Source organism: Rhodococcus sp. Q (assembly GCF_005503035.1).
GTDB lineage: Bacteria > Actinomycetota > Actinomycetes > Mycobacteriales > Mycobacteriaceae > Rhodococcus_G.
On sequence record NZ_SCOY01000002.1, the window covers coordinates 354,995 to 381,673 of the forward strand.

The following is a 26,679-nucleotide window of genomic DNA, read 5'->3' on the forward strand; positions in this document are numbered from 1 at the left end:
CCCGGCGCCAACTCTGTTGCAAAACTTAACAGTTGACGGTGCTGAGCGGCGTTCATTACTGTCGCGTAACAGTAATTGCTGTAACGCTGCGGGTGAGGCGACGCCGCTACCGACAGCCGGCACCGTCGACCAGGAGCAACCGTGAATCTGACAGACAACCTCAAGGCGTCCGCCGCCAATCACGGCGATCGTGTCGCCGTCAAGATGGACGACGCCGAGCTCACCTACACCCAGCTCGAGGCCTTGGCCGCCAAGGTCGCAGGCTGGCTTCGCGAACTGGGCATCGAGCCCGGGGACCGGGTCGCGCTGTCGCTGCCGAACATCCCGCAGATGCCCGTCCTCTACTACGGCGTGCTGTGGGCAGGCGGCGTCGTCGTCCCGACCAACCCTCTGTACAAGAGCCGCGAGTTCGCCCATGTCTTGCGGGACAGCGGCGCCAAGGCGTTCTTCGCGTGGAACGCAGTGGACGAGGAGGCAGGCAAGGGTGCCGCGGAGGCCGGGGTCACCTACGTCTCCGTCGACCCGGCATCGTTCCTCGCCGAACTCGGCACCTACGAGGCCGTCGAGGGTGTGGACCGCGACGCCGACGACACCGCGGTGATCCTGTACACCTCCGGCACCACCGGCGCGCCGAAGGGCGCCGAGCTGACCCACGCCAACATGATGCGCAATGCGGAGATCTCCGCGAGCGAGAGCATCGCGGGTATGTCGGCCGGCGACGTCGTCTTCGGCGGCCTGCCGCTGTTCCACGTGTTCGGGCAGACCACGATGATGAACGCCGCGGTGCTCACGGGCGCGACCCTGACCCTGCTCCCCCGCTTCGACCCCGCGAAGGCGCTCGAGGTCATCGCCCGCGACAAGGTGACGCAGATGGGTGGCGTGCCGACCATGTACGTCGCGCTCTCGCAGTTCCCGGATCGCGGGGACTACGACACCTCCAGCCTGCGGCGGTGCGTGTCCGGCGGCTCCGCACTCCCCGTCGAGGTGCTCGGCGCGTTCGAAGAGGCATACGACGCCCCGATCCTCGAGGGCTACGGCCTCTCCGAGACCTCCCCGGTGGCGGCGTTCAACCATGCCGACCGCGAGCGCAAGGCCGGATCCGTCGGCCAACCCATCGACGGTGTCGAGCTCAAGCTGATCGACGCCGAGTGGAACGAGGTTCCGGATGGCGAGGACGGCGAGATCGCCATCAGTGGCCACAACGTGATGAAGGGCTACTTCGGTAACCCCGAGGCCACGGCGTCGGCGATCCGGGACGGCTGGTTCCGCACCGGCGACATCGGCCGCCGCGACGAGGACGGCTACTACTACATCGTCGACCGCGCCAAGGACATGATCATCCGCGGTGGCTACAACATCTATCCGCGCGAGATCGAAGAAGTGCTGTACGCGCACCCGGCCGTCGGCAGCGTCGCCGTCGTCGGCATCCCGCACGAGACACACGGCGAAGAGGTCGCTGCCGTCGTCATCCCGAAGCCCGGCCAGACGCTGACCGAGAACGAGGTTCGCGAGTTCGCGAAGGAGCGGGTCGCGGCGTACAAGTACCCGCGCGTCGTGCGGATCGTGTCGGAGCTGCCCCTGGGCCCCACCGGCAAGATCCTCAAGCGCGCGATCGTCGTCGACTGATCAGCCGACGCCTGAAGCGAAGCCCCGGTCACCTAGTGGCGACCGGGGCTTCGTGCTGTGACGGGCTTCGTATCGTCACGGTGTCGTGTTGTCGGCACCAGGTCGAGGCACGCGTGACGCACCGGGACACCGAAAACGACGAAAGCCCCCTCTTTCGAGGGGGCTTTCGTCTGAACCGGCGTTCTGTTGTGGTCCCGGCTGGGATCGAACCAGACGTGATATACCTGGTCAGAACACTAATTAGCAGGTCAAAGACACCAAGTCGTGCCACACCGTGCCTAGGTGTGCCAACTTCTGACACTCTAGGGCCCACGGAGGGCCCACGACAACGAAGAAAGCAGGCGCATGGCCAGGAAAGTATTCGGACGGATTGAAAAGTTGCCATCAGGCCGGTACCGAGCCCGCCACCCCGACCCCACTCCTGGGAGCGCGGAGCGCGTCCCGGCACCCAGCACGTTTAGCACCAAAGGCGCGGCACAGACCTGGCTGAACACGCAGCAGGACGCGATCGCCGGGGGCACCTGGATACACCCAGATGCTGCCGCCGTGGCACAGCAGGCCACTCAGGCCGATGAGGCACGTAAGGCTGTCGCGTTCGGCGTGTACGCCGAGAAATGGGTCGCCACCAGAACCAATAGCAAGGGCGAGCCGATACGCCCCCGCACCCGCAAGGAATACGAGCGGATGCTTGGCACAACCGGATCGCTATTCCATTGGGCAGTAACACCCATCAACGAAATACGCCCCGATGCAGTGCGCGAGTGGCGATCGAAGCTACTCGCAACGGGCAAGGCGACGGCCACAGCGAGGGCCTACGACTTGATGAAATCAATATTGAAGACAGCCGTAGAAGACGGTCTGATCAGTGGAAACCCATGCAAAATCAAGGGCGGCTCACTTACTACCACGGGGAAATCCACAACGCCGCCGACCGAGGTCGAACTGGACATCATCATCGAAAAGATCGTGCCGAAGTACCAGCCATTCGTGATCATCGCCGCCGCCGGCGGCCTGCGATTTGGCGAGGTCATCGGCCTGACCAGTGACGATGTGGCTGTTGAGCGCGACGGCGCCGGCGAGGTGGACGCGGTGCGGATCGCTGTCGTGCGCAGCATCGTCGAAGGCAACGGCATCGCCAAGGTAGCCGGACCTCCCAAGAGCGCCGCAGGGCAACGAATCATTGCCATCTTCGGACAGGACGCCCGGATCGTGGCTGCCCACGTCGAGTCCGTGAAACCGGGTGCATTGCTGTGGACAGACCGTAGCGGTGCCTATGTGTCACAAAGCACGGTGAATAACCATTGGCGGAAGGCACGGGCAGCAGCAGGCCGCTCCGACCTCGCATTTCACTCGCTACGCCACTATGCAGGAACTCGCTACGCGCAAACCGGCGCGACCGTGGCCGAGACTATGGCGAGGTTGGGACACAGCAGCGTCAAGGCCGCAATGCGCTACCAGCATGCCGGCACCCGTGACGACGAACTCGCCAGGCGCGCTTCACGCAGGTAACACCGGCCACCGCCCCGCACTCCATCTGCGCGAGGTGGTTTGTACGCTGTCGCCGGGGTGTTCGCCCCGCTGCAGGCGGAACACCTCTGACCTGCGATTTCAAGTTCGCTGCCGTGGCCCGCAGTGAGTTTGCACACATTCCGCTGCAAAATGTCGTGACCTGCGGTTTTAAGTTTGCGGTTAAGTCTGCCGCGGCGAACTTAGCGGCAAACTTGAATTTGCCTCCTGACCTGGCTGTTTGGTGGCAGCGGAGGGAACTTTGCAAGTCTGCCGGGGGGCAGCGTAGCGACCCCGGCGGGCGCAAAGCTCCTTACGCCCGCCACGGCGCGGATTCGGCACACGGTGAAAAGGACTGCGAAAGAGACTGTGACCGAGTGCCGTGGAGGTCGACGTGAGTTGGAGAGCAAGGCGGTGTGGCACAGCGCAATGGAAAGAAGAATGTTGCCTCTTTCCATGTCGACCTCCGCAGCACCTGCCACCGTCTCCCCCACCGCACCCGGGCGTTCCGCCCCACCGTAGGGCGCGCAGCGCCCGGGGCGCGGCGGTGCCGCCCCCGGGTGGCCTGCACGGGCGGAGGCCGTGAGGTGCCCTCGATCAATTGGCCTCATCGGGTGCCATAGTGGGGCACAAGAAATCTCGGGATCACGATGCAGCGAGGCAGGATAACCATGGCAAGTACCGGATGGGAGTTTTGGCGGCTGACCCGTACGGCGGACGGTGCACTTGAGTGGCTGGGGTCTACCCGGCCGGGGGCAAGATCCGCGATTGACCGACAGAAGGTGTGGACGCTGCTTCCGAGCAGTGGTGTGCTCGTTGCGAATTGGTTCGTCACTGAGGACCACTGGATGACGGAACCGGGGAGAGTGTCTGGCTCCACGAAGAGATCTACGCAGATGAGGCACGCCAGGTCGCGCTCGAAGTACACAAGCCTGACCCAGCGGACCTCGCGCGCCTGACTCGGCCGGAAAGGTGCCTGACTCTTGATCAGATCGACCGGCACCCTGCGGAGAAGGTCCTGGGCAAGCGAGTGGCTGACAAGCTCTTCGACAACCGCTGAGGCAGGCAACGCCCAGTGCCCGCGAACCCAGTCGGCGACCTGCGACGGAGCCAGTGCGAGCATCGGCGTCGGCGTCGGCGTCGGCGTCGGCGTCGGCGTCGGCGTCGAGGCGACCAGATAGACGACCTCGACGGTCCTGCGGCCATCTCTGGTGACGGTCGGCGGACCTGCACGTGCACGCTGATCCGGGATGTAGACGGCCATGATCCAGATCGGCCCGGCAGGTGCGGCGGTCAGCGTGGCACGACCCGACCGGCTCCCCCACCAGTTGTGATCCGGTCGATTTCGGTGAGCGGCCAGCGGGTACGCAACCGATCCTCCCGAACGGAGGTGAGTCGGCCAGAGGTCGTCCACGCTCAGAGAATCAGAACTCGCTGACGGAACGGGTCGAGAAGTACACGCCAAGGGACCAGCACACGCGTTCAGCATCGCGATCCGCCTCCATACGGGAATCGGCCCACCAGAACAGCTGAACGTCCTGACACACAGCGACGCCCGCCTGGATCTTCCGGATCGTGTCAGCGGCCCCGGTAGCATCGTCGAACTCGTCAAGGCCGTGACCGAATCTGATGTGTTCGCCATCCGGCAATCCGAACTCCTCAGCGATCCACCGCTGGAACATGCAGACCGCTGTTCTCACCTGTTGCGAGGCGTAGTCGCCACCGGACGCCTCGACTTCGCTGCACACCGCGTTCATGAGGAATGCTCGCTCGCGAAGGTGGCGTAGCTGCCGATCCGCAGCGCTCTCCGTCTGCAAGGTCGCGTTCACAAGTGGCATGTGCACAACCTATCGGTGGTCGGGTCGGCGAGGAACGCATCCGGCTCGTTTGTGTAGCCGGTCGTAGACCCCCGATATCCCGGCGACAGCCGAAGGGGCGCTTATGTCAGGGTTCCCGTCATCGACTCGGAGGTTCCATCGGCAGCAATGACGGTGTCGTACAAGTAGTAGTGGTGCAGCCTCTTGTGGGATTCAATACCGGCGTATGGCAGGGAGGCATTTTCGTAGCGGCGAAACGCGATCACGGCCTGGTCCATGGCGCTTCTTCGACCTGATGGCGTTGCGGGGTGGCCTTGCTGCCTGGAACCGGCCCGCCCCGGGCTGCGTACAACCGGGTATGACAGATGACGAACTCGACCGAATCGCCGAGCGGCACTTCGAGGGCCTCCCGCCCCGATCCCGTAAGGAGTCGGAGGTGCATGCCGGCCTCGACTTCGTGGTGTGGGAGTTGCAGATAGCAAGGAAGTGGTGACGGCAGGCGGGATCCTCGGATGCCTTCCAAGAAGGCACGGCCCCGACCCAATCCGTCCGGGACATCCCGATCAAGAACCTGCACCGGATCTTCGACCGCGACACCACCCGCACGTTGCCGCTGCTCCGGTGCCGCGGTGTTGAACGTCTCAGCGGACCCAAACTGCTGCGCGAATCGGATCGCCCGACCGCTACCCACCCGCGGCAGGTCCATCAATGCCAACAGCCCGAGCGCTGTCCGCAGGTCCGCCGCGTCACCCGCATCGGCGGATACGCCGACGTCCGCGAGCGGAAACAGGGTGGGTTGCCCATCCATTGGCACAGCATCCCAAACCATCAACCACGGACACAGGCGCCTGCCCGCACGATCCAAAGAATCTACCCGTCACTCCTGGATCGGACCCCTGCCTCCGGCGCGGGGACGGCCACCTCGAGGTCATAGTTTGCTGAGCCGCTCGGCGTCTTCCAGGAGGAAGTTCATGGCTTCCCGCGTGCGGGAGTCGATTTCGTCGGTCGCGCTGCGCAGTTCAGCAGATCCCAACTCGTCGAACACAGACCCCGAATCGACCTGGTCGTAACGGTGCTTTTCGAGCCACTTGCGTTTCTCGATCAAGGGTTCGAACCCGTGGACATGGTCGCGGTAGACCAGGAGTCCGTGCACTCGCTGCGTGAGTCCCGAGAGCCTCTCATCGAGCTCGCGGACTCGGCGCTCGTAGAGTTCGGTGACAGCTTCGTCTTTGGCCAGCGCCCCACCCGGTCGCGATCCCAGCTTCTTTCTGGCTCGGTCGAGAGCCCGGGCACTGTCGGCGATCTCGCCGACATGCCGGTGCAGGTCCACACGGGCGTGAAAGTCGTCGAACACGGGGTCACCCCACACCGGCGAGGACTCCGTTTCCGCCGCGAGAACCGCCGCCGCATACGCCAGCTTGCCTTCTGTCGTGGAAAGTATCTTCGCGAGGCTGTCCATCTCAGCGTTCGACAACTGCGGTACGTCCCTGCGCATCGCGGCCTGCTTGGCAGCCTTGACTTGCCTGCGGTACTCAAGGGCGGAGGCTTTGGTGACCTCCCGTAGCAGCCATGAGCCGACGAAGACGATCAGCCATGCCACCCATACCATCAGAACGAGGAAGGCTTCGATCTCGAAGTCGAACAGAATAGCGCCGAGCGAAACGGTGACTGCGGCGATCGTCCAGGCCGTGCAGCTACCGAGCAGTTGCGACGCGGAGTCGTGCACGGCTACCGCTCGCGGCTTGACGACGGTCTGCGGCTGAGACTTCTCCGGTGTCCCCTTCCAGTGGTCGAGCGTGCACGCGGCGAACTTCTTGGCGGCATCGGTCCGGAGGGTGATCTTCGTTAACCTCATCTCGACCCAGCCGGGCATAGCGACCCGCTTCAACAGAGCCGACGGCTCCGTGTCCGCCGTCACGAGGCCACCTCATCACTCGCGAACGCAATCCACTGGTCGCTCATCGACTCCCCTCCCCCAGCCCGACTACTACGAGTCGGTGCCCACGTCGCGGTGCAACGCCAGAAGCTACAGCATCCCTGCGACACCACAGGGCCGCTCGTCGCGACGCGCATGGCCGACCCCGACCCCGACAATCGATCCCACTCTCCAGCAGGCCCGTCGACACCGGCAAGCCGATACGACATTTCCCCTGCTGCCGGACCGGGATCCGGATTGGCCCGATGCGGCGGTTGGGCGTCGCGGGTTGCAGGCAGAAGTGTCAGTGGCGTACCGGCGCCAGCCGACACACCACCCCGGAGTGGTCGCTGAGCTTGAGCTCGGCGACGTGCCCGGACCAGGTGCGCACTCCGGTGCACGTCAGGTTCGAGGCGACGTGGTCGATCAGTGGGCCGTGTTCGATGTCCCCGGCGGTGTGGATCGTCCACCGACCCATCACCTCGGCGAGACGGTCCGCGACCCGTGCAGGTTGCAGGACACGAGGGATGCGCTGGTTGAAATCTCCGGCGACCACCGTCGGTGTCGACGGGTCGAAGCGTGGTGCGAGCATGTCGAGCTGGTCGAGACAGTCGAGGTGCTCGGACCAGGCCGTGGCGTCGCGGCGCCCGGTGCTCACGTGTGCGCGGGCCCACGGGATGCAGACTGCGAGGATCCGGATCGGCCCGGCGGGTGCGGCGGTCAGCGCCGTCACGACCCGCCCGGCTCCGCCGCCCGTGGTGAGGCGGTCGACGTCGGTGAGCGGCCAACGGGACCGGAGCAGCACCTTGCGGTGGTGCGGCTTGTCGTCGTAGCCCCAGTCGTTGCCGGCATCGACGACGTATCCGCCGTCTGGCAGGAGCCCGCGGCTGCCCTCCGTCACCACGAGGATGTCCGCGGACGCGTCGGCCAGCCGCTCACGAACGTGCGGACCCCGTCGGCCGGCGGTGGGTGCCCATTCGGTGTTCCAGGTCGCGACGGTGATCTCGGTGCTGTCCACAGCCAGCACCCTACGACCGCGACTCCCCCAGCCTAGGAAGGACCGCCCGGGCCGGTGCCCGCCGGTAACACCTGATATGACATCTCCCTGGTGGCGGCACCAGCCGGTACACGACCCCGGGTGATCTAAGCCGGAGCTCGGCGGAGTGCGCAGTCAGGTGCACGTCAGGGGGGCGACGTGGTCGATCGGCGGACCGTGTTCGACGTCGCCGACGGTGTAGACCGCCCACCGACCCATCACCTCGGCGACCCCGGACCGACTGCCAGACCCGCGGAACGTCGCGTCGGCATCGGCGGCGTTCGCATGCTCGGTCACGGACAAGAACGCGCGAGGGTCGGTCAGAGGCGCGAGATCTGTGCGAGGTATTCGCTGCATTCATCCACGAACCGGAAGTCCCATTCGTCGAGGCACCGGGTGAGCATCGCGTGAATGTCAGCAGGGACCGGTGCGCCTACCCGGACGAGGTGCCGCAGCATGTAGTACAGGCCGTCCTCGATCATCCCGTGCCGGAAGTCGGCGGCGACGATGTTGGACAGTTCGGGTACCGCCTCCTCGAAGACCCGAAACAACGCCTCCGCGCACTCATCAACAAAATCCGCCACGTGTCATGGTACTTTCATAGACTGGGGTCCCGGTAGTAGCAGCGCATAAAGTAACGAAGTTCGCGAAGCACCTGGCCGCCGAGTTCGAAACCAACCTGCACCACCTGCGGACCCGCGAGGGCATGGCCAAAGCCCGTGCGAAGGTCCGACTCAAGGGCAAACAGCCGAGACCGCCTCTCGCAGCACGGAAGACGATCCCTCGCCCGGCCCGACCCAATGACGACGCGAGCCTCGACCTGGCCGAGGAATGCAGCGTCTGGCCGACTCCACCTTCCACTGCATCGTCAGCGGCACCGCCCACCCAGTGCCTATGAGGCCATCGGCCAGGCCATCTATCAGACAGAATGCCGAACTTCGTTGGATCTTCAGCGATTACTGCCGGAACCCCCAGTAGCCTCGTTGCTCTGTCTTGAGAATGGAGTAGACCTGTGGCGGTAACGAATCGGGGCGAGCAACTGCAGATTGTTGCGTCGCGGATGCCGCGGATTCGAGAGCCACACGTCGCACCCCTGAACAATCTCGCCGACCGGATCGCCGACCATGAGCGGATCCCCCGAGGTCACGTGCCTTATGTCGACCCTGCGCAGGGGGGCATTCATGCCCGGGCTCTCGTCCTGCTCGATAATCCGAGCACTCAGGCCGAGGCTGGCACTGGGACCGGGATGCTCAGTCTCGACAACCCCGACTACACAGCACTGAACTGCCGCAACAAGTACGCCGAGGTCGGTGTGGACTGGCGGTACGTCGTGCACTGGAACGTCTGCCCGTTTCCCACTGCGAACCCCCGCAACAGCAAATCGACGACCGCAGAACGCCGCCGCGCAGTGGTCTGGACCCGCGAGTTCGTAGCTCTCTGCCCGGATCTACGAGTAGTCCTTCCCCTCGGTCGCGCCGCCGAACACGGTGCCAAGATCGCGAACCTGGCGGGGACCGGGCTGACTGTTATCGAGGATGTACCCCACTGTGGGCAGCGAGGATTGAACTCCAAACCGGACGCGCGGGAGCTCTTCGACACTGCTATCCGGACCATGCAGCGGATCGTCACCGCGTGACGTACCCGTCCTGCCCCGTCGGCCCAGGCACATCGCCATGGGCGACGAAAGGGGCCAGGCGGGGCCCACTTTCTCCGCGTTCCACCGGCCGATCATTCAACGGCTTGCAGAGGGGGAACCCCGCCCGGATGACCCGAAAGTACACGCGACCAACGGGGCACAGCACCCGGACTTCGCGGCGGCTCGCCACGCACGTGGGTGCCGTGCTCGAGGTCGCCGACACGGCGTCCGTCGCTAACACCGATTATGGCGCTTCCCTTGACGGGTTCCGGTTCCGGCAGCTCCACATCGCCGCCCCCTACCAACGAGATCGCCGAGGTCCTACACACCCAGCTCACCGGGTCATCACGGACTCGCACGTGCCAGTCTGGGCATTGTCGTGGGTGATCGCTACTCTCCGACCGAACCTGGGCCACACGAGACGAATGGGCGTGCCGAATGGCACTCGACACGGTCGGGACGGAGAGGTAGCCGATGGCCAGCCAAGTGATTTTCGTTTGTCAGACGGAGAGCAACCTCTACACGAAGGAGGTTCACATAACGTCCCAGGACTCTCTGCCGGAGAGCATCGCCACCGCGAAAGACCATCTCGAATACTGGGTAGGACTAATCATTCGAGATGGAGAGACCCTGGTTCGTTGGTGGGTTGAGGACGAAAACGGGTCGACAATCGAAGATTTCGGTACCGAGCTGTCCGTCTACGTGAACCAGTACGGGAAGTTGAAGAAGAGGCGCTGACCCCGATCCGGCCAAGGCGCAGCAGCGGGCTCCCGCGCGGGTTCACTTGCACGCCCGGCTGCCTGGATAGACCGCTCAGTACGCTGAGCCCACAAGGTGTCCGTGCGAACAAGTGTGGAGGGGATCGGGTGAGCGAACCGGTTCGGTTCTCGAACTACGGAAACGGTCCGTCCCTGCACGGCAAGCTGCTCGAGCTGATCTCCGGGGCACGGCGCCGGGTGTGGATCAAGGTTCCGTGGTGGGACACCAGCACCCCTGCTCGTGCACTGCTCGATGCGGTGGTCGCCGCGAAGCGCCGCGGCGTCGACGTGCTGGTACTCAGCCGGCCGGAGGCGTCGAACGATGCCGTGCACCGGGAGCTGCGCGCCGCCCGGGTGAAGTTAGTGGCGGTCCGCTACATCCACGAGAAGGAACTGATCGCGGACGACGAGGCGATCACCTACTCGATGAACTTCACCGGCACCGAGATCGAACGCAACGAGAACTCGGGCAACCGGTTCACCCGGCCCGAGGATATCGAGCCCCTGGAGGCAGGCTTCCGCACGCTGGTGGACAACCGTGCCGCTGCTTCCCTCGGTGACGAGCAATGGACCGGCGCCGACAAGATCATCCCCACGAACCTGCAGAAGTTTCTGACCCGCTACGCCCGGCTGAACCCACTGCAGTCGAAAGCGGTGCCTGCGGTACTCTCCACCCCCGGACATGTGATGGTTGTGGCCCCGACAAGTGCCGGGAAGACGTTGATCGGGGAGGTCGCGGCGCTGCGGTCGATCGTTGGCGACGGCAAGCCCGCGGTGTGGTTGCTGCCGGCGCGGGCGCTCGCCGCCGAGATCGGGGAGACCGCCCGGCGGTGGCGCGGGCACGGGATCAACGCGATCGAGTTGACCGGCGAAACGAACATCTCCAGCGACGCGGTGCGTCGAGCCCAGTTGTGGGTGGCGACGACGGAGAAGTTCGAGGCCCTCTACCGGCGTTCGTCGTTGCGGGACTTCATCGCCAAGGTGGGGTGCATCATCATCGACGAGGTCCATCTGGTCGGGGACCCCGAGCGTGGTGCGACGTTGGAGTCGCTGATCGCCCGGCTACGGGCCGTCGAGGGCCGCACCCGGATCGTGGCGTTGTCGGCGACAGTGTCCAACGCCGAAGAACTCGCCTCCTGGTTCAACGCGCAGCTGATCCGGTCGGCATGGCGGCCGACGATCCTGACCACCCAACTCGTCCCCTACGATGAACCCCCCGAGGGGTCGCGGCGAGAGCAGTTCGAGGGGGCGAAGGACCGGGTGATGCGGTCACTGCTCGCCGAACTGCGCGACACACCAACCCCGCCTGCTACCGACGGCGACGGATCGACTGGGCCGGCGAGTGTGCTCGTCTTCTGCGGCAGCAAGAACGCCGCCCGCCGCACCGCGGCACAAGCCGCCGATCTCACTGAATTCCGTGGACTCACCGACGACCAGCTCGTCGAGGCCACATTCGAACGTGGAGTGGGACTGCACTTCCGGGACGCACCGCGTGCCGGGCGGGCCCTGTCCTCGTTCAAGGACCGCTCCATCGCGACGCTGGTGGCGACGTCGGGGTTGTCGACAGGGGTCAACACTCCGGCACGGGCGGTGGTGATCCGGGACCTCGAGCTGGGCATGTCGCCGCTGGAGGTCAGTCAAGCGCAGCAGATGCTCGGCCGCGCCGGCCGCGCCGGGCAGGAACCCGAAGGGTTCGGGTTCCTGCTTGTCCCCCGCCACCAGGAGGCGTCGTGGCGGCGCCGGCTTGCCGACGGGTACGCCGCCCGATCCCAGGTCGTCTCCCGGCTCATCGACGTCATCCTCGCCGAAATCCTGCTCGGCTCGATCACCGACCGCCGCTCGGCGGCATCGTGGTTCGAGGAAACCTTCGCCTACGCCCAGTCCGGTGAACCGCTCGACGTCGACGACGCGGTCGATCACCTCGTCCGCCGCGGCTTCGTCACCGAACTCGACGGCGGACTGGCCGTCACCGAACTCGGTGCCCTGACCTCACGTCTGATGGTCGACGTCGAGTCCGCCGGCGCCATGCTGACCGCGATCACCGACACACCGCTGCCGACGTCCGCATCCGAGGCGGAGGAGTTCGTGATCGCGGCGGCGACCGGCAACGTCGGGAAGCTGCGGGACTGGCCGGTGAACCGGAAGGCCTACGACTCCCATGTGCAGTGGATCCTCGCACCGTGGTCACTGCGGGCGATCAGCCGTGTCCGGGACGACTTCGGTGCCAAGTTCTGTATGGCAGCAGCGCATCTGGCGTTACGGGACCCCCGCAAGCTGCACGCCACCCCACCGAAGGGGGTGTCGCTGGCCGAGTTCCGGCGGGCGATCGACGACCTGCCCCGCTACCTGGCCTGGATCGCCGCCCTCGGCTACCTCGACACCACCACCTGGATGCCCGCCGTCGCAGGTGATCTGGCGCGGCGTCTGTCCTGGTGGCATCTGACCCCGCACCCCGACCGCGGTAGCGGCCGACTGCTCTGGTTCCTTGAGAAGACCCTCGAACCGCAGAACCGCAACACCGCCATGCAAGACCTGTGGAGGCGCGCCACCAGTGCCGGATTCACCGGACCCGACCGAATCAACACCCGACCCGGCGGCGTCGATGTCTCCCCCGACCAGTTCACCGATCTGGCCCGGGGCCGCGCCCACCTGGACCTGACGCCTCCGCAGCGGCTGACCTTGCCGGTCACGACGTCGACGACCGACGCACGGTTGACGATCATGAGCACTGCAGGCAGCCACCGGGCGATCTCGACCACCTGCCCTGCCGGCGGGCGGGTGGAGATCCCCGTACCCCGCGGCGCGGACACCGATCGGATCGCGGCCGACGTCTTCCTCTATACCCGCTCCGGTGACTTCGCCTACCGGAACCTGGTCACCGACCTGCCGGCCGATGCCCTCGTCGGCCGCAGCGACCCGGTCGCCGACGCGGCCGCGTTGATCCCCGACCTGCGGCCGGTCGCGGTGGTCACCCAGCGTTTCGGCAAGGTGCGCCGGCTGCTGATGACCGACCGTCGCAAACGTGCCACGGAACTGCTGGCGCTGCTGGCACCGGATCCGCAACTGCGACCCGTCGCAGCGGCATTGTCCGGGCACGAAGCCGAACCGGACCTCGCGGTGATTGCACTGCGTGAGAACCTGCCCCGACTGCTCGCCGAACGCGCCGCCGGCGCTCTTCGCCCGGCCGCGGCAGTCCTCACCTCCTGGTATGCCTCACCGGACGAGTTCGAATTGACCATCGCTGCACTCGCCGGAGCACTGAACCTCGAGGTCGGGGTCGCATCCAGAAACGACGCACTTGCCGCCCTGGTGTGCATTGGCAGCGAATGGCACTTGGTCTCACCGTCAGACGAAGCACTGGTCCGGGTCGAAGCACTCATCCCCGACGATCTGCCACCGATCCTCCGATCGGTGCATCCACCGCAGCCAGAAGAGGCGAACGAGACAGCCGCCCGCTGCGCCTGGCTGACGAAGTTCGCGGCGGCTGACTGCGGTGAAAACGAACGCGAACACCGTGACCACGACGTTGCCACCACCGAACCGGGAGCAGTGTCCGAGCTTGGGAAGGACGCCGACGATACGCAAGACACCGCCACCTCCCGCCACTTGTGGGAGAAAGCCGCCGACCTCGGCGACGCTGATGCGATGTATGCACTCGGCGTACTCGCCGACGATGCGGGCGATACCCGTGCGGCCCGCCGCTGGTGGCAGAAGGCCGCCGACCTCGGCCACCCCGAAGCGATGTGCAACCTCGGTGTACTCGCCGTCAGTGCAGGAGATACCGCTGCGGCGCACTGCTGGTGGGAGAAGGCCGCCGACCTCGGCGACCCCACTGCGATGTACAACCTCGGTGAGGTCGCCGCCGAGGCAGAAGACTCCGCCACCGCCCGTCACTGGTACGAGGAGTCCGCCGACCTCGGCGACGCTGATGCGATGTACGCGCTCGGCGTACTCGCCGACGATGCGGGCGATGCCACTGCGGCCCGCCGCTGGTGGCAGAAGGCCGCCGACCGCAACCACACCGGAGCGGCGGGAGCCCTCCACTGATCCGGCCACTGGGGCGGAAGACGCCGAACCCTGCGATCAGCCAACGGGCTCACGGCCCACATCATTTGACCGCGGATAGCTGCCTCTTATGTCAGGTAACCAGACGAGGCAGAACATGATGCGAGCCATACCCTTGCTCGTGCGGGAGCGATGACGAAGGGACATGCAGCAATGAAGTTGAAGCAGGAGACTCGGGTTCTGCGCCGCAAGGCACTCTCCTCGCTGACGGTCGCAACGACCGCGTTCAACTCGCCGAACGACGAGGGACGCGTGACCCAAGTTCTCCTGAACCTCCAGCATTCCTTCGAGATGTTGCTCAAGGCAGCGCTCGTCCAGAATGGCGTCCAGGTCTTCGACAAGAAGCTCGGCCGGTCACTTGGCTTCGAAAAGTGCCTCAATCTGTCGACCGCCGAGCCAGCAATCAAACTCACAGAGGCTGAGGCTGGAACCTTGCGGGCCATCGACGCGATGCGCGACGACGAACAGCACTGGTTCAACGAGGTCAGCGAGCAACTTCTCTATGTATACGCACGGGCAACAATCACATTGTTTGACGAACTCCTCCAGCGGGTCTTCGGAGAGCACCTGGCGGACCATCTACCCTCTCGTGTCCTCCCCTTGTCAGTGGACCCACCGCGAGAGCTGGATGTCCTGATTGATGAGGAGTACTCACAGATCGCCGAGCTCCTAAAGCCGGGCCGGCGCGCGCGACACGAGGCACGAGCCCGCATCCGCACTCTGTTGGCCATGGAGGCACATGTCGAACCGGATGCACAAGTTTCCGCGAAGGACGTTGACCGTGTCGAACGGGGCATCAAGGCGAGACAGGCTCGCGCTGAAGTCTTCCCTCGACTCAACGGCGTCACCGCCCGCGTCGAGGGCACCGCGGTGAACGTGACAGTGCACTTCAGCAAGAAGGAAGGCGCCCCGGTCCACTACGTCTCTGACGAGTCAGTAGAGGCCGCCGGCATCCGTGAAGTCGACCTGAACCGGAAGTACTACATGCCGGCAACCGAGCTGGCCCAGAAGCTCGGGCTGACCAGCGCGCGCAGCACTGCCTTGCGTCGGCATATGGGCATCGATGACGATGCGCGCGCCCACTACGTCTTCGTGCTCGGATCGCAGCACATCTCCCGCTATTCCGACGCGGCCTTCACCAAGATGAGAGACGTCTTGAGGGAGATTGATATGACGGCGGTGTGGGAGGGGCACAAACCCTTAGGTCGCAGCAGGACACCACGAACCTGCACCGCGCCCGGCTGCGCAGCCACAGGTTAGCAATGGCGGGTTATGTGCGGCACTGAAGGCGGCGACACGCGTACCGGTCACGCCATAGGGTGTAGGTCGCGCTGCGCACACGTTCGCCGCTGGCCGCCGTCTCCGGAGCACCGAGCCAGGAGCCATAAATATCAGCGCTCCGACCGGCGTCAGATGTGACCCGGTAACGTCTCCTGCGCTGGGATTTCGTCGTCCCTGCAAGTCATAGACATCTGCGCCACCCGGCGCATGAAGGAGGAGTCCGCTTCGTGCCGAAGAGTGTAGAACGACAGCCTCGTGGCGTGCGATGAGCGACGCAATCACCCAACCGATCCTCAACAACCCGTACGAGATCCCGAGCCGGCACCACGAGCTTGGCCGGCACGGACCGACCGGCCAGATCATCGACGGCCGCCGCCCGTCTGAATCCTTTGTCCCGATCGCCAAGGCGAAGAAGGGCACCACCCCCGCCGCGGCGATGTCAGTGCCAGGCGCCGAGCAGCAGTCTCTGGACCTCGACGTCACGCACGAACGCCGCGAGGCAAACGACCTCATCAATTCCCTGCGCCGGGAGGTTGGCCTATGGCGGTTGCGTGGCTACCCCACCGTCACCGCCTACACCCGCAAGCTCCTCGAACACTGGTCCGACCAGGACAAAGAGAACCGTGTGCTGTTCGCCCAGCGGGAGGCCGCCGAAACCGCGATCTACCTGGCCGAGGTAGCGGGCCGTGCAGGCAACACCGACTGGCGTACCCGCCTCGCGAAGGTCAACGCGGAGCACAACCACGACTTGAACCGTATTGCACTGAAGATGGCTACCGGCGCCGGCAAGACTGTCGTGATGGGCATGCTCATCGCCTGGAACACAATCAACAAGGTCCATGCCCCCCGCGACGGACGGTTCGCTAAGCGGTTCCTGATCGTGGCCCCTGGTGTGACGATCCGCGACCGTCTGCAGGTGCTGCAGCCGTCCGCTCCCGACAACTACTACGACCAGCGCGACCTCGTACCCCCTGACCTGCAGCATGCGCTCGGTCAGGCAGAAATCAAGATCATCAACTTCCACCAACTGCAGTTGCGCGACACCAAGGAAATAAAGAACGTCGCACTCAACACCCGCAAGCTCCTCAACGCTGGCAAGACAGTCGATCCGTTCAAGGAAACGCCGGACCAGATGGTCTCGCGGGTCCTGCGCGGCTTCACAGGCAAGGGCAAGCTCTCCGAGATCGTGGTGTTCAACGATGAGGCGCACCACTGCTACGTCGACCGTGCCACCGACGAGGCAGCCGCTGAGGTGAAGAAGCTGTCCACGATCGAGAAGAGCGAGGTCAAAGAGGCCACCGAGGCTGCCCGCATGTGGTTCCGCGGCCTGCAGTCCGTCTCGAAGAAGATCGGCATCAAAACGGTCTACGACCTGTCTGCCACGCCGTTCTACCTCACCGGCTCCGGCTGGCCCGAGGGCTTCATCTTCCCGTGGGTGGTCTCCGACTTCTCGCTGATGGACGCGATCGAATCCGGCCTGGTCAAGGTGCCGCGTACCCCGGTCAACGACGACGCCGCGAGCGACACAGTGGCGTATCTGAACCTGTGGGACAACATCGATCCGAAGTTGCCGGCGCGAAACACCGACAAGGCGATCAATCCCGATACCTGGATGCCACCACCGGTAGTGCAGGGTGCACTCGAATCGCTCTACGCGGACTACGAGAAGGAATACGCACGCTGGGAAGAAGGACTCCGAGACCTCGGTGAGCCACCACCGGTGTTCATCGTCGTGTGCTCGAACACTCTGGTCTCGAAGCTGGTCTACCAGTGGATCGCCGGGACAATCACCCTCGCAGACGAGGATGGCGGTCGAGACCACTACCGGGCCGGGAACTTGCCGTTGTTCGCCAACGGATCTGGCGATCGTCCCCATGCGCGACCGCTGTCGCTGCTGATCGACTCGAAAACCATCGAGTCCGGCGAGTCATTCAGCAGTGACTTCGCGCAGGCCGCGGCCGCGGAGATCGATGCATTCAAGGCCGACTACCGCATCCGTTACCCCGGCGCGGATGCGGACGCGGTCACCAATGAGGATCTGCTGCGGGAGGTGCTCAACACCGTCGGCAAACGCGGCAAACTCGGCGCCGACGTTCGCTGTGTCGTGTCGGTATCGATGCTCACCGAGGGATGGGACGCCAACAACGTCACCCACATCCTCGGCATCCGAGCGTTCCGATCGCAACTGCTGTGTGAGCAGGTCGTCGGCCGGGGCCTCCGCCGCCGCTCCTACGCGCTCAACGACCAGGGCATGTTCGATCCGGAGTACGCCAACGTGTACGGAATTCCGTTCGCGTTTATCCCCTCCGACGGCACCGTCGTCGACACACCCCCGTCCCCACCCGCGGTGGAGGTCTACACGAAGCCGGAGCGAGAGGACATGAAAATCGCGTTCCCGCACGTGCAGGGCTATCGAATCGAACAACCAGACCTGCCGCCGACGATCGACACCACCACCGCTCGCACCTACCTGCTGTCGGCATCCAACGTCCCCACATGGACCGAGACTTCCGGCCTGGTTGGAGAATCGGTCGTCATCGAAGGCCGCGACACCTCCAGCATCCGCGAACAGACCGTCGCCTACAAGCTCGCCGAAACGCTGATCAACCGACAGCTCACGGCCGACGACAATTCCCGTCGGCCATGGCTGTTCGGCGACATCTCCAAGCTATGCCGAACCTGGCTGCGCGAGTGCGTCATTATCGAAGACGGACGGCACATCGGCGAGATCATGCAGACCACCGAACGGCTGGTCGAGGCCGCCGAGTACATCTACCAGGCACTCACCGAGCAGGATGAGGACAAGCGCATCACCTGGCTTCGCCCGGTCCTGCGCGAGTTCCGGCCAATCGGATCCACCGACAACGTGTACTTCCAGACCCGCAAACCTGTGATCGACACCGAACGCTCACCCATCTCCCATGTCGTGCTCGACCCGGCGCGGGCCGGCGGCGCCAACCAGTGGGAGAAGACCGTTGCCGAGACGCTCGAGGACATGCCGGAGTTTGTGGCCTCATACGTGAAGAACGACCACCTCGGGTTCACCATCCCCTACGTCCACAAGGGCAAACCAGCCGAGTATCACCCGGACTTCCTCGTGAGGGTCGCCGGTCGAGACGGCGACCCTCATACCCGCGTGCTCATCGTGGAAGTCTCCGGCGGCCAGAAGCCCGCCGGCCAGACACTCGCCAAGGCAGAAACAGCACGCAACACCTGGATCCCAGCAGTCAACAACCACGGTGGACTCGGCACGTGGGGATACCTCGAGATCCGATCGATGACCGGGGTCCGCCACGTTCTGACCAAGGCGATCCGGCATCTCAACGACGATCTGCCGATCCCCGCAGACCTGTCCACCCCCGACCAGCTCACCATCTGACAAGGGAGCCCACAGAAATGAATGCACGCAAGGCTCCCGCAGCGAAGGGCCCGACCCCGGTTGAGCGGATTAAGCACGGCGACAAACGCACAAACCTGCCCACGGCGGACGCCCACGATTTCGTGACTGCCGAGATCGAGGCACCCCGCACCCTCCGCTACCCCCGGGACATCTCACTGGATCCGCAGTTGGTGTGGAAGGGCAAGGACGAGCAGGACTCCCAGGATCTTGAGATCGACGCACCGCCGATCTTCATCCAGGAGAAGATCGACCCGCGGGTGCTGATCGAGAATCTCCGCAACACCTCGAAGGCTGACGAACTCGAGCCTGAATTGACGATGTTCGACGTGTTCGACGGCCTCGATGAGTACGACGCCGTCGACTTCTACCGACACTCTGCGAACTGGTCCAACCGCATGATCCTCGGCGATTCGCTGCAGGTCATGGGCTCCCTCGCCGAACGCGAAAACCTGCGCGGAAAAATTCAGATGTGCTTCATCGACCCTCCTTATGGAATCCAGTTCAAGTCCAATTTTCAGACTTCCCAACAGAATCGGGATGTCAAGGACGGGAAGATTGAGCATGTAACGCGCGACGTCGAGATGATCAAGGCGTTTCGTGACACCTGGGAACTCGGCATCCACTCGTATCTGCCCTACCTTCGTGATCGGCTCGTGGCCGCCCATGACCTACTTCACGAATCAGGGTCAGTATTCGTCCAGATCAGCGAAGATAACGTCCATCTCGTGCGTTGCCTCCTCGACGAGATCTTCGGCGCCACTAACTTGGTAAGTCAGATCTCCTTCGTCACTACCAGCGGATTCACACAAGCCAAGGGCGTTGGCCGATCCGGAGATTATTTGCTCTGGTACGCAAAGGACATCGACCGAGTGAAGACGCGTCAGCTGTGGTACGAAGCCAAAGATCGTCAGGGGTACAACTGGGTCCGCTTCAAGGACGGATCTTCGCGCTCCATGACCAAGGATGAGAAACTCGATCCCACATTGCTCCCAGACGGCGCACGCATCTACAACCCAGACAACATCCAGTCGCAGGGAGCCGCGTCGTCCCCCCAGCCATTCGAGGTCGGCGGCAAAACCTACGAGCCGCGCGCTACATCCCATTGGAAGGCCAGCTACCCCGACGGAATGAACCGTCTCAAAGCGGCCGGCCGAATCCATGTGGCGAAGAACAGTCTCCGATACGTGCGGTACCCGGACGACTTCGGGTGGAAGCCCTTCACCAACAACTGGACCGACACCGCTACTGGCAACTTCACAGACGACAAGATCTACGTCGTGCAGACCTCTACAAAGGTCATCGAGCGTTGCATCCTGCTGACCACGGATCCTGGCGACCTGGTGCTCGACCCTACATGCGGTTCCGGGTCCACTGCGACCGCGGCGGAGGAATGGGGACGCCGATGGATCACCATCGACACCTCCCGCGTCGCACTGGCATTGGCGCGGCAACGCCTGATGGGCAGTAAGTACCCCTACTACTTGTTGGCAGACTCAGAACAGGGTCGGGCCAAGGAGATCGCAGTCAGTGGCAGAGCGCCGGCTAGCGTGCATACAACGAACGACATCCGGCACGGCTTCGTGTACAAGCGCGTCCCGCACATCATGCTGTCGGACGTCGCGAACAATCCGGACATTTCCGAAGGGATGCAACAAGAAGAGGTCGATGCAGCAATCGCTCGGCACGCACAGAGCGAGATTCTCTACGACCGTCCGTACGACGACGATCGGCGGGTCCGGGTGGCTGGCCCGTTCACAGTGGAGTCGTTGTCGCCGCATCGTTCTGCCTCATTCAACGGAGTGGATTCGGCTGGCGACGGCGAGCAACGGGCAACATTGAGTGAGCAGTATGCAATCGGCGACGAGGTGGCGAACGACGAGTCGTTCGAGCAGATGATCCTCGCCAATCTCACAGCCGCCGGGATTCAGAACGGACGAAAGTCCGAACGAATGAAGCTCGAGGCTCCCGAGCCCTACCCTGGCAGCTTCGTGCAGGCCGTTTCGGCTCAGATCGTCGAGGACGGGGAACCACCGCTACGCGTTGGGTTGGCGATCGGCCCGCAGTACGGGACCGTGTCGCCTCGGTTTGTGAAGGACGCGGCCCGTGAGGCGATCACCGCTGGCGATATCGACGTGCTCGCGGTGCTCGCGTTCGCGTTTGATCCGACCGCCAGCGGTGTGAAAACCGCAGACGGTGGTGGCGATTTGGAGAAAACTGACGACTTCGCGGAAGTAGCTGCGTCACGGAATCTAGGCAGGTTGCCGGTGTTGTTCGTGCGAATGAACGCGGATCTGCTCATGGGCGACGAGCTCAAGAAGACCGGCGCTGGAAACATGTTCATGGTGTTCGGCGAGCCGGACATCGACGTGCGAGTTGATGGCGACGAGGTCGTGGTCGACCTGCGTGGTGTCGACGTCTACGACCCTAACACCGGCGAAGTACGGAGCAACGACACCTCGCAAATTGCACTGTGGATGATCGACAGCGACTACAACTCCGAGTCGTTTTTCGTCCGGCACTGCTACTTCACGGGGGGAAACAAGCCGTATGAGCAGCTGCAACGCGCACTCAAGGCAGACATCGACGCAGAGGCATGGGAGTCGCTGTACTCGACGACTTCTCGCGCATTCCCGAAGCCGAGAACGGGCAGGATCGCAGTGAAGGTAATCAACGACTACGGCGACGAGGTCATGAAGATCTTCGACGTCCAGTAGACCGTCGGCGAATCAATGAGAAGGGGCCGCCTCGTAATCCGCGGGGGCGGCCCCTCGTCCGCAGCCACTCCTAAGCCGAGACCTGGTACCGAGATCGCCGAGTGTTTCACAACCTCGGTAGTAGGAGCATCCGCGCCGGCGGTGAGTTGGCTCGGATCGTCCCAGCTCGCGACGTCTCACAAGTTGATACCGAAATTATGTTTCGAAATCATGCTACGAGAACAACTTTCGATACACTTAGCGGAATGGAGCTGGGATACGCGCGGGTCTCGACGACCAAACAGGACCTCGAGCGGCCTCACCTCGGCCGGCATCGCCGAAGACCGCATCTACGTCGACCGCAAGTCCGGAGCCACCACCGACCGCCCCGGCCTGACCGCACTGCTCGACTACGCCCGTGATGGCGACGTCATAGTCGTGCACACTCTCGGCCGCCTCGGACGTAACGTCCGCGCGACCCCCTCAACCTGATCCACGATCTGCGCGAACGCGCCGTCGGGGTCCGCAACCTCGCCGACCCGATCCGGATCGACTCGAGCAACCCGGACGACCCGGTGGCGCAGCTTGCGGTCGTGCTGCTCGCGTTGTTCGCGCAGATGGAACGCACCTACACCCTCGAACGCGCCGCTCACGCCCGCGCCGGGGCGACCGCGAAAGGCCGGCGCACCGGTCGCCTGTCGGTGGTGACCGAATCCCAGATCGCTCACGCCGTCCAGCTCCGAGATGCCGGCGCCACCGCCGCGGAGATCGTGTCCAAGACCGGCCTGACCCGTTCCAGATCGACCTCTTGACGGCGTCCAGGTCCGACTGCCGTGACGTGGCCATGGATACGGAGGCTATCTCGAACCTGATTTGGGACGACGCCGGTTAGGGTCCACTGTCGAGTGCCGGATTCAGATCCGTCCCCGGACACTCGGGTGAGATCGCAGTGGACCAACCCAGGACCGTCCCCGCGCGGGTGTCCCTCCCTCGGCCTCCTCCTCGGGCGGGCGGGCAGAGCTTGTCTATAGGAAGTCCCCGGACACGCGGGTGAGATGCCCCCTGAACTGGTGATGCCCTCGACTGCACCGACTCCCGATCAGTCTTCTGGCATCACTGGGGTCAGTGACGGGAGGTCCATTGCTGGCCTCTGCTGGCCTGCCTTTCGGCAGGTCTGCCGGACACGCACCGGGCTGACCGTAACGAGCTCGGTGTTGGGCTGTCGCAGCGTTTAGCGTCGGCCGCATCCACGGTCGACGGGGAGGGCGAGTGAACGGATGTTGCGGGCAGCATTGAGGTCACGATCGAGAACCAGGCCGCACTGCTCGCAGCGATACACCCGCTCGGACAGACGCAGCGTGGCTTTTACTGCGCCGCAGCCCGAGCAGGTCTTCGAGGTCGGCGCGAACCTGTCGACAATGACCAGGCGTGCGCCGTACCACGACGTCTTGTATTCGAGTTGTCGACGGATCTCCCCGAAAGTGGCGCGGCGGATCGACCGGTTCAGGCCGGCCTTGGCTCGCCGACCATTCGGCAGAAAACTACCCAGGCGGGCTGGGTCGGGTTTGGGTCGCGGGGCGGCCGTCATCCCTGCCACTGCCAAATCCTCGATTCCGATCGTCTCGAATCCGGTTGCGATCCGTTTCGTCACCTCATGCAGCCGTCCCCGACGTCGAAGCGTGTCGGCGTGCTGCAACCGCACGATCCTGCGGGTGGTCTCCACCCATCCGGCAGAGGGCCCCTGCTCGTGAGTGGGGCCTCGCTGCCGAGCGGCGTGCCGTTGCAGTCTACGAAGACGCCGGTTGAACGCGGCAGAAGGCTGGCCGACGACCAGTTCATCGGTCGACAGTGCGACCAGCGAATGCACTCCTACATCGACACCGACCGCTCCGGCGGCCCGCTGCCGCCGGGTGGCCACCGACGCCGGAATCACCTCGGCGGGGATCTCAAGGACGATACTGACCGTCCATCCGGTGCCGCGCCGGACGAATCGAGCAGATTTTGGGATAGCACCACGCTGGATCCAGCGACGCAGCCGACGGGTATTCTCGTGTACCCGCAGCGAACCAAGGTTGGGGATACGAACCCGGTGCCCCTGGTCGATCGCCTTCCACGGATCGTCGCCGCGACTGGTGACGCTGAGGTTGAAGATCGCGAACGAATCCTTCGAACGGTGCTTCTTCTTGAACCGTGGCCATCCGATCGGGCGGCCATCCTTGCGTGGTGGCCGGTCTGGAGACCTGGCACCGTCCCAGTAGCGGGCGATCGCGGCATCGAGGTCGCGGAGCGCCGTACTCACGACGAATCGGGAGACGCCGTGATTCTCGATGTGCCACCAGTGGAACCGGCTGTTCGGGTCGCGGGTGAGTTCGGTGAACCGACGACCCAGCGAGGTCCTGTTGGGACGCCGACGCAAGTCCTCCGGCGCCTGAAGCAGCGACCCCCTACGCCAGTCCATATCGCCCAGCAGGGTCTGCGCCTCGCCCTCGCTACGGGCGACCGCGTAGGCACGCTCACACAACCATGCATACCGCTGCACATTCCACGCATTGATAGTGGCCAGACCCCAGTTGTACACCGCGCGAGAGGTACCGGCAGACCGATCAAGCAACAGTCTTTGGTCGTCAGTGAGCGCCGCTGCATCGAGGTGCAGCAGCACTGCGCGCGAACATGTCATGTCGGCCATGACGGATTCCCTCGATCCTCATTCAGATCTCGTAGTCCTCTTCTGGTGTAGCACCCAACACCGATACGCGACAGAGGAAAGCGCGGAATTTCATTCCAGGAAAAGGTTTTCGTCGATCTGATCCGCACCTCACTCTAGCCGTATCCCCGCGACCGATCCGTGGGGTGGGAGTTTCCGAGGAACAATCCAGGCACCTCGATTACGAATAGCCAGTGGGAGATTCGCCGACGCACCGAAAACAAGGAACGCGCCGCCGCTGGCGGCATCCCGGCGACAACGCATGAGCGTGGCGGTGAGAATCGAAGCAACGGCGACGGAGAGCCGAGAACACTTCGACGCGAATAGTATTCACCGAATCCCCGAAACTTCCTCCGAAGTAACGAGATCGAGTTTCCTCCACTACACCCCGCCAACACCGCGTAGGTGTCGCGCGGCCACGGAGAAAGCGCCCCCGTACCGGCTTGGGGATCCAGGCCCGGCTACCTGGCACAGACGCACTGCTGGCAGCCCTCACGACAGACCTGCCACACCGTCACGCCCATCCGGTCGAGGCCGCCCACACCACCGCCGATCTGATACGGCCGGCCCGCGACGAGGGTGATCATGCCCGGGCTCATCGCGGTGGCGTGCTCACCCCACAGCACCCTCCGGGTGCTCACCCCGCGAGTATCCATCGCCCTCACACCGACCCGTATTCCATGGCCGCGAGGCCGCTCCAACCCGGACGAACCGCGGCTGGCGAGCACCTCCAGGGCGGCCGAATGAGGCCGCCCGCCAGGGGCCGTGACGTCACCAACTCACTCGCACTGCATCGCCTCGCAACAGAGGCGACCGATCAACCCACGGACACCGTCACCGTGCCCGTTCGCGAGCACATCGACTCAGCCCGAGCGCAGCGAGAGCGAGCTGTCCCCGGCTGCCTCCGGATCGTCGGACACACCACCGGTGTCGCCGCTGGGGCTACCGCCGACACTGCCGCAGCAGTGTCGGAACTTCCGTCGCGGCCCGGCTGGGCCGAACCACGCAGCGAGCGGGCGAGCGGCGTGCATCTGACGGCCGTCAGGCCGCCCACCCCCACAGCGTGGGGCAGCAGGTGGGTCATCGGGCAGCGCCCCACCCGTCGCAGACTCGCGCGCCCGGGGCGCGACACAGGCCGGCAGGACGCCGCGGCGCCAGCGGTTGCGAGCGAGCGAGTAACCGCCCGGAGAGGGCACAGGCGCGCCAGCGCCGAGCACCACGCAGGACACAAGGCCGCGGCGGACAGGGCACCCCGCAGGGGTCGCCGGAGGGGGAGTGAGGGAGGTCGCGAAGCGACCGGACTGAACGGACCCGGAGGCGATAAGGACCCTCGCGCAGCGAGGGCGACGAGGCGCCAGCCGAGGAGGTCGTCCCGGCTCTGCCGGGCAAACGAAGGGTGCAGGGAGCGCAGCGACCGAAACCCGAAGTGCGTCACGACTCCTTATGCCCTTTTTGATCCGAGCCATAGCAAGCGGCTCCGAGCGTCAGCGAGGGGAGCTTGCGTAGTTGGCGTACTGGGGAAACAGGTCGAATTCTCCATCTTTGCGACCGGTCGCAGAGACGTGAGAACCCCTCGAAAAAGGGGGTCGCAAAGATGGCACCGTTTTCCTGTTTCCCCAGTCCAGGGCGGGTGCGTTTTGCGACCTATGATCCACGTCACTGACGCAGATGTCGCAAAGACGCCAGAGGCGGGTTTGGGGCATATCAGTGGCGCCGGGAGCGCAGCGAGCGGTGACGCTGTATCGGTGTTGGCGTCAGGGTCACACGGGCCGCGTCAGCGGGTCGTGCCGAGCAAGGCGCAGCCGTGTCGCAGCATCGCTGCGACTGCCCCAGCGTCGATGTCGGGTGACAGTCGCAGGCCACCTCGTTGGGTCCAGGTTTTCCTCGAGGAGGGCGGCGTCAGCCGCGGCCACAACCTGAGCGGAGGCGGAGCAGCGTCGTGGGTCGGGTGCCCGCGCGTGAGCGCGCCTTGTAGAGCAGTTGGCACCCGTGAGGGCCCCACGACGATGTTCCACCGCAGCGGTCCGGCGGCGGCGTTGCCAGGCGCGCCGAAGGCGCATCACGCCCCTGCCGGTACCGAGGTCTCGTCTCGTCGGGGATCCGACACGGGTCGGCCGCGTCAGCGGTCGCAGGGGGCGTCCGGTGGTGCCGGTGCGGATCGGGCAGCGGCGCAGCCGGCTGCCGCCACCGGCCTGAATCAGACGGTCGCGGGCCGCTCCGGGGTGAGCCGAGAAGGGCCGCC

Annotated in this window: 19 protein-coding genes; 11 read left to right on the forward strand and 8 right to left on the reverse strand. The window is 64.7% G+C overall.

Annotated elements, in window-relative coordinates; translation table 11 throughout:
- The first annotated feature begins 141 nt into the window (after positions 1–141).
- Entirely contained in the window at positions 142–1,626 is a 1,485-nt protein-coding gene (locus tag FFS72_RS03935) for a long-chain-fatty-acid--CoA ligase (protein WP_137872695.1), read from the forward strand.
- Between the two features lie 345 nt (positions 1,627–1,971).
- On the forward strand, positions 1,972–3,135 hold the full coding sequence (locus tag FFS72_RS03940) for a tyrosine-type recombinase/integrase (RefSeq protein WP_137872696.1): 1,164 nt from the start codon (positions 1,972–1,974) through the stop codon (positions 3,133–3,135).
- A 604-nt stretch (positions 3,136–3,739) separates the two neighbouring features.
- Here FFS72_RS03940 and FFS72_RS03945 read toward each other — a convergent pair.
- Positions 3,740–4,396, reverse strand: coding sequence for a hypothetical protein (locus FFS72_RS03945; protein ID WP_137872697.1), 657 nt, complete (start codon positions 4,394–4,396; stop codon positions 3,740–3,742).
- Between the two features lie 160 nt (positions 4,397–4,556).
- On the reverse strand, positions 4,557–4,970 hold the full coding sequence (locus FFS72_RS03950; RefSeq protein ID WP_137872698.1) for a hypothetical protein: 414 nt from the start codon (positions 4,968–4,970) through the stop codon (positions 4,557–4,559).
- 337 nt (positions 4,971–5,307) lie between these two features.
- Between FFS72_RS03950 and FFS72_RS26930 the strand changes: the two genes are divergently transcribed.
- Positions 5,308–5,442: a hypothetical protein gene (locus tag FFS72_RS26930; RefSeq protein ID WP_283235400.1), complete on the forward strand. Its 135-nt coding sequence runs from the start codon at positions 5,308–5,310 to the stop codon at positions 5,440–5,442.
- 435 nt (positions 5,443–5,877) lie between these two features.
- Here FFS72_RS26930 and FFS72_RS03960 read toward each other — a convergent pair whose 3' ends face one another.
- The 4 genes from FFS72_RS03960 to FFS72_RS03970 form a co-directional block, all read right to left on the reverse strand.
- Positions 5,878–6,867, reverse strand: coding sequence for a hypothetical protein (locus FFS72_RS03960; RefSeq protein ID WP_137872700.1), 990 nt, complete (start codon positions 6,865–6,867; stop codon positions 5,878–5,880).
- A gap of 301 nt (positions 6,868–7,168) precedes the next feature.
- Positions 7,169–7,882, reverse strand: coding sequence for an endonuclease/exonuclease/phosphatase family protein (locus FFS72_RS03965; RefSeq protein WP_137872701.1), 714 nt, complete (start codon positions 7,880–7,882; stop codon positions 7,169–7,171).
- 153 nt (positions 7,883–8,035) lie between these two features.
- Entirely contained in the window at positions 8,036–8,197 is a 162-nt protein-coding gene (locus tag FFS72_RS26325; RefSeq protein ID WP_171018547.1) for a hypothetical protein, read from the reverse strand.
- A gap of 23 nt (positions 8,198–8,220) precedes the next feature.
- Positions 8,221–8,484 carry a hypothetical protein gene (locus FFS72_RS03970; RefSeq protein WP_137872702.1) on the reverse strand — a complete coding sequence of 88 codons (264 nt, stop codon included), beginning with the start codon at positions 8,482–8,484 and terminating at the stop codon, positions 8,221–8,223.
- Between the two features lie 662 nt (positions 8,485–9,146).
- On the opposite strand from FFS72_RS03970, the gene FFS72_RS03980 reads away from it, so the two are divergent.
- The 8 genes from FFS72_RS03980 to FFS72_RS27095 all read left to right on the forward strand — a co-directional run bounded on the left by FFS72_RS03980 (position 9,147) and on the right by FFS72_RS27095 (position 22,545).
- On the forward strand, positions 9,147–9,536 hold the full coding sequence (locus FFS72_RS03980) for a uracil-DNA glycosylase family protein (protein ID WP_349303980.1): 390 nt from the start codon (positions 9,147–9,149) through the stop codon (positions 9,534–9,536).
- 474 nt (positions 9,537–10,010) lie between these two features.
- A complete protein-coding gene (locus tag FFS72_RS03985) occupies positions 10,011–10,274 on the forward strand; it encodes a hypothetical protein (protein ID WP_137872703.1) in 264 nt (87 codons plus the stop codon).
- 128 nt (positions 10,275–10,402) lie between these two features.
- The gene (locus FFS72_RS03990) at positions 10,403–14,341 is read left to right on the forward strand and encodes a DEAD/DEAH box helicase (protein WP_137872704.1); all 3,939 of its coding nucleotides are present in this window, start codon (positions 10,403–10,405) and stop codon (positions 14,339–14,341) included.
- A 171-nt stretch (positions 14,342–14,512) separates the two neighbouring features.
- Entirely contained in the window at positions 14,513–15,619 is a 1,107-nt protein-coding gene (locus FFS72_RS03995; RefSeq protein WP_137872705.1) for a DUF3644 domain-containing protein, read from the forward strand.
- A 286-nt stretch (positions 15,620–15,905) separates the two neighbouring features.
- Positions 15,906–19,019 (forward strand): BPTD_3080 family restriction endonuclease, encoded by a 3,114-nt coding sequence (locus tag FFS72_RS04000; RefSeq protein WP_137872706.1) that lies wholly within the window; start codon positions 15,906–15,908, stop codon positions 19,017–19,019.
- 17 nt (positions 19,020–19,036) lie between these two features.
- Complete coding sequence (locus FFS72_RS04005) at positions 19,037–21,754, forward strand: site-specific DNA-methyltransferase (protein WP_137872707.1); 2,718 nt, start codon at positions 19,037–19,039, stop codon at positions 21,752–21,754.
- Positions 21,755–21,964: 210 nt separating this feature from the next.
- Positions 21,965–22,225 carry a recombinase family protein gene (locus FFS72_RS27090; RefSeq protein ID WP_502704075.1) on the forward strand — a complete coding sequence of 87 codons (261 nt, stop codon included), beginning with the start codon at positions 21,965–21,967 and terminating at the stop codon, positions 22,223–22,225.
- An 8-nt stretch (positions 22,226–22,233) separates the two neighbouring features.
- Positions 22,234–22,545, forward strand: coding sequence for a hypothetical protein (locus FFS72_RS27095; RefSeq protein ID WP_502704076.1), 312 nt, complete (start codon positions 22,234–22,236; stop codon positions 22,543–22,545).
- Between the two features lie 419 nt (positions 22,546–22,964).
- Here the strand turns inward: FFS72_RS27095 and FFS72_RS04015 are convergent, their stop codons facing one another.
- Together FFS72_RS04015 and FFS72_RS04020 are read right to left on the reverse strand one after the other, a co-directional pair.
- A complete protein-coding gene (locus FFS72_RS04015) occupies positions 22,965–24,392 on the reverse strand; it encodes an RNA-guided endonuclease InsQ/TnpB family protein (RefSeq protein ID WP_171018548.1) in 1,428 nt (475 codons plus the stop codon).
- A gap of 506 nt (positions 24,393–24,898) precedes the next feature.
- On the reverse strand, positions 24,899–25,078 hold the full coding sequence (locus tag FFS72_RS04020; protein WP_137872709.1) for a hypothetical protein: 180 nt from the start codon (positions 25,076–25,078) through the stop codon (positions 24,899–24,901).
- Between the last annotated feature and the right edge of the window lie 1,601 nt (positions 25,079–26,679).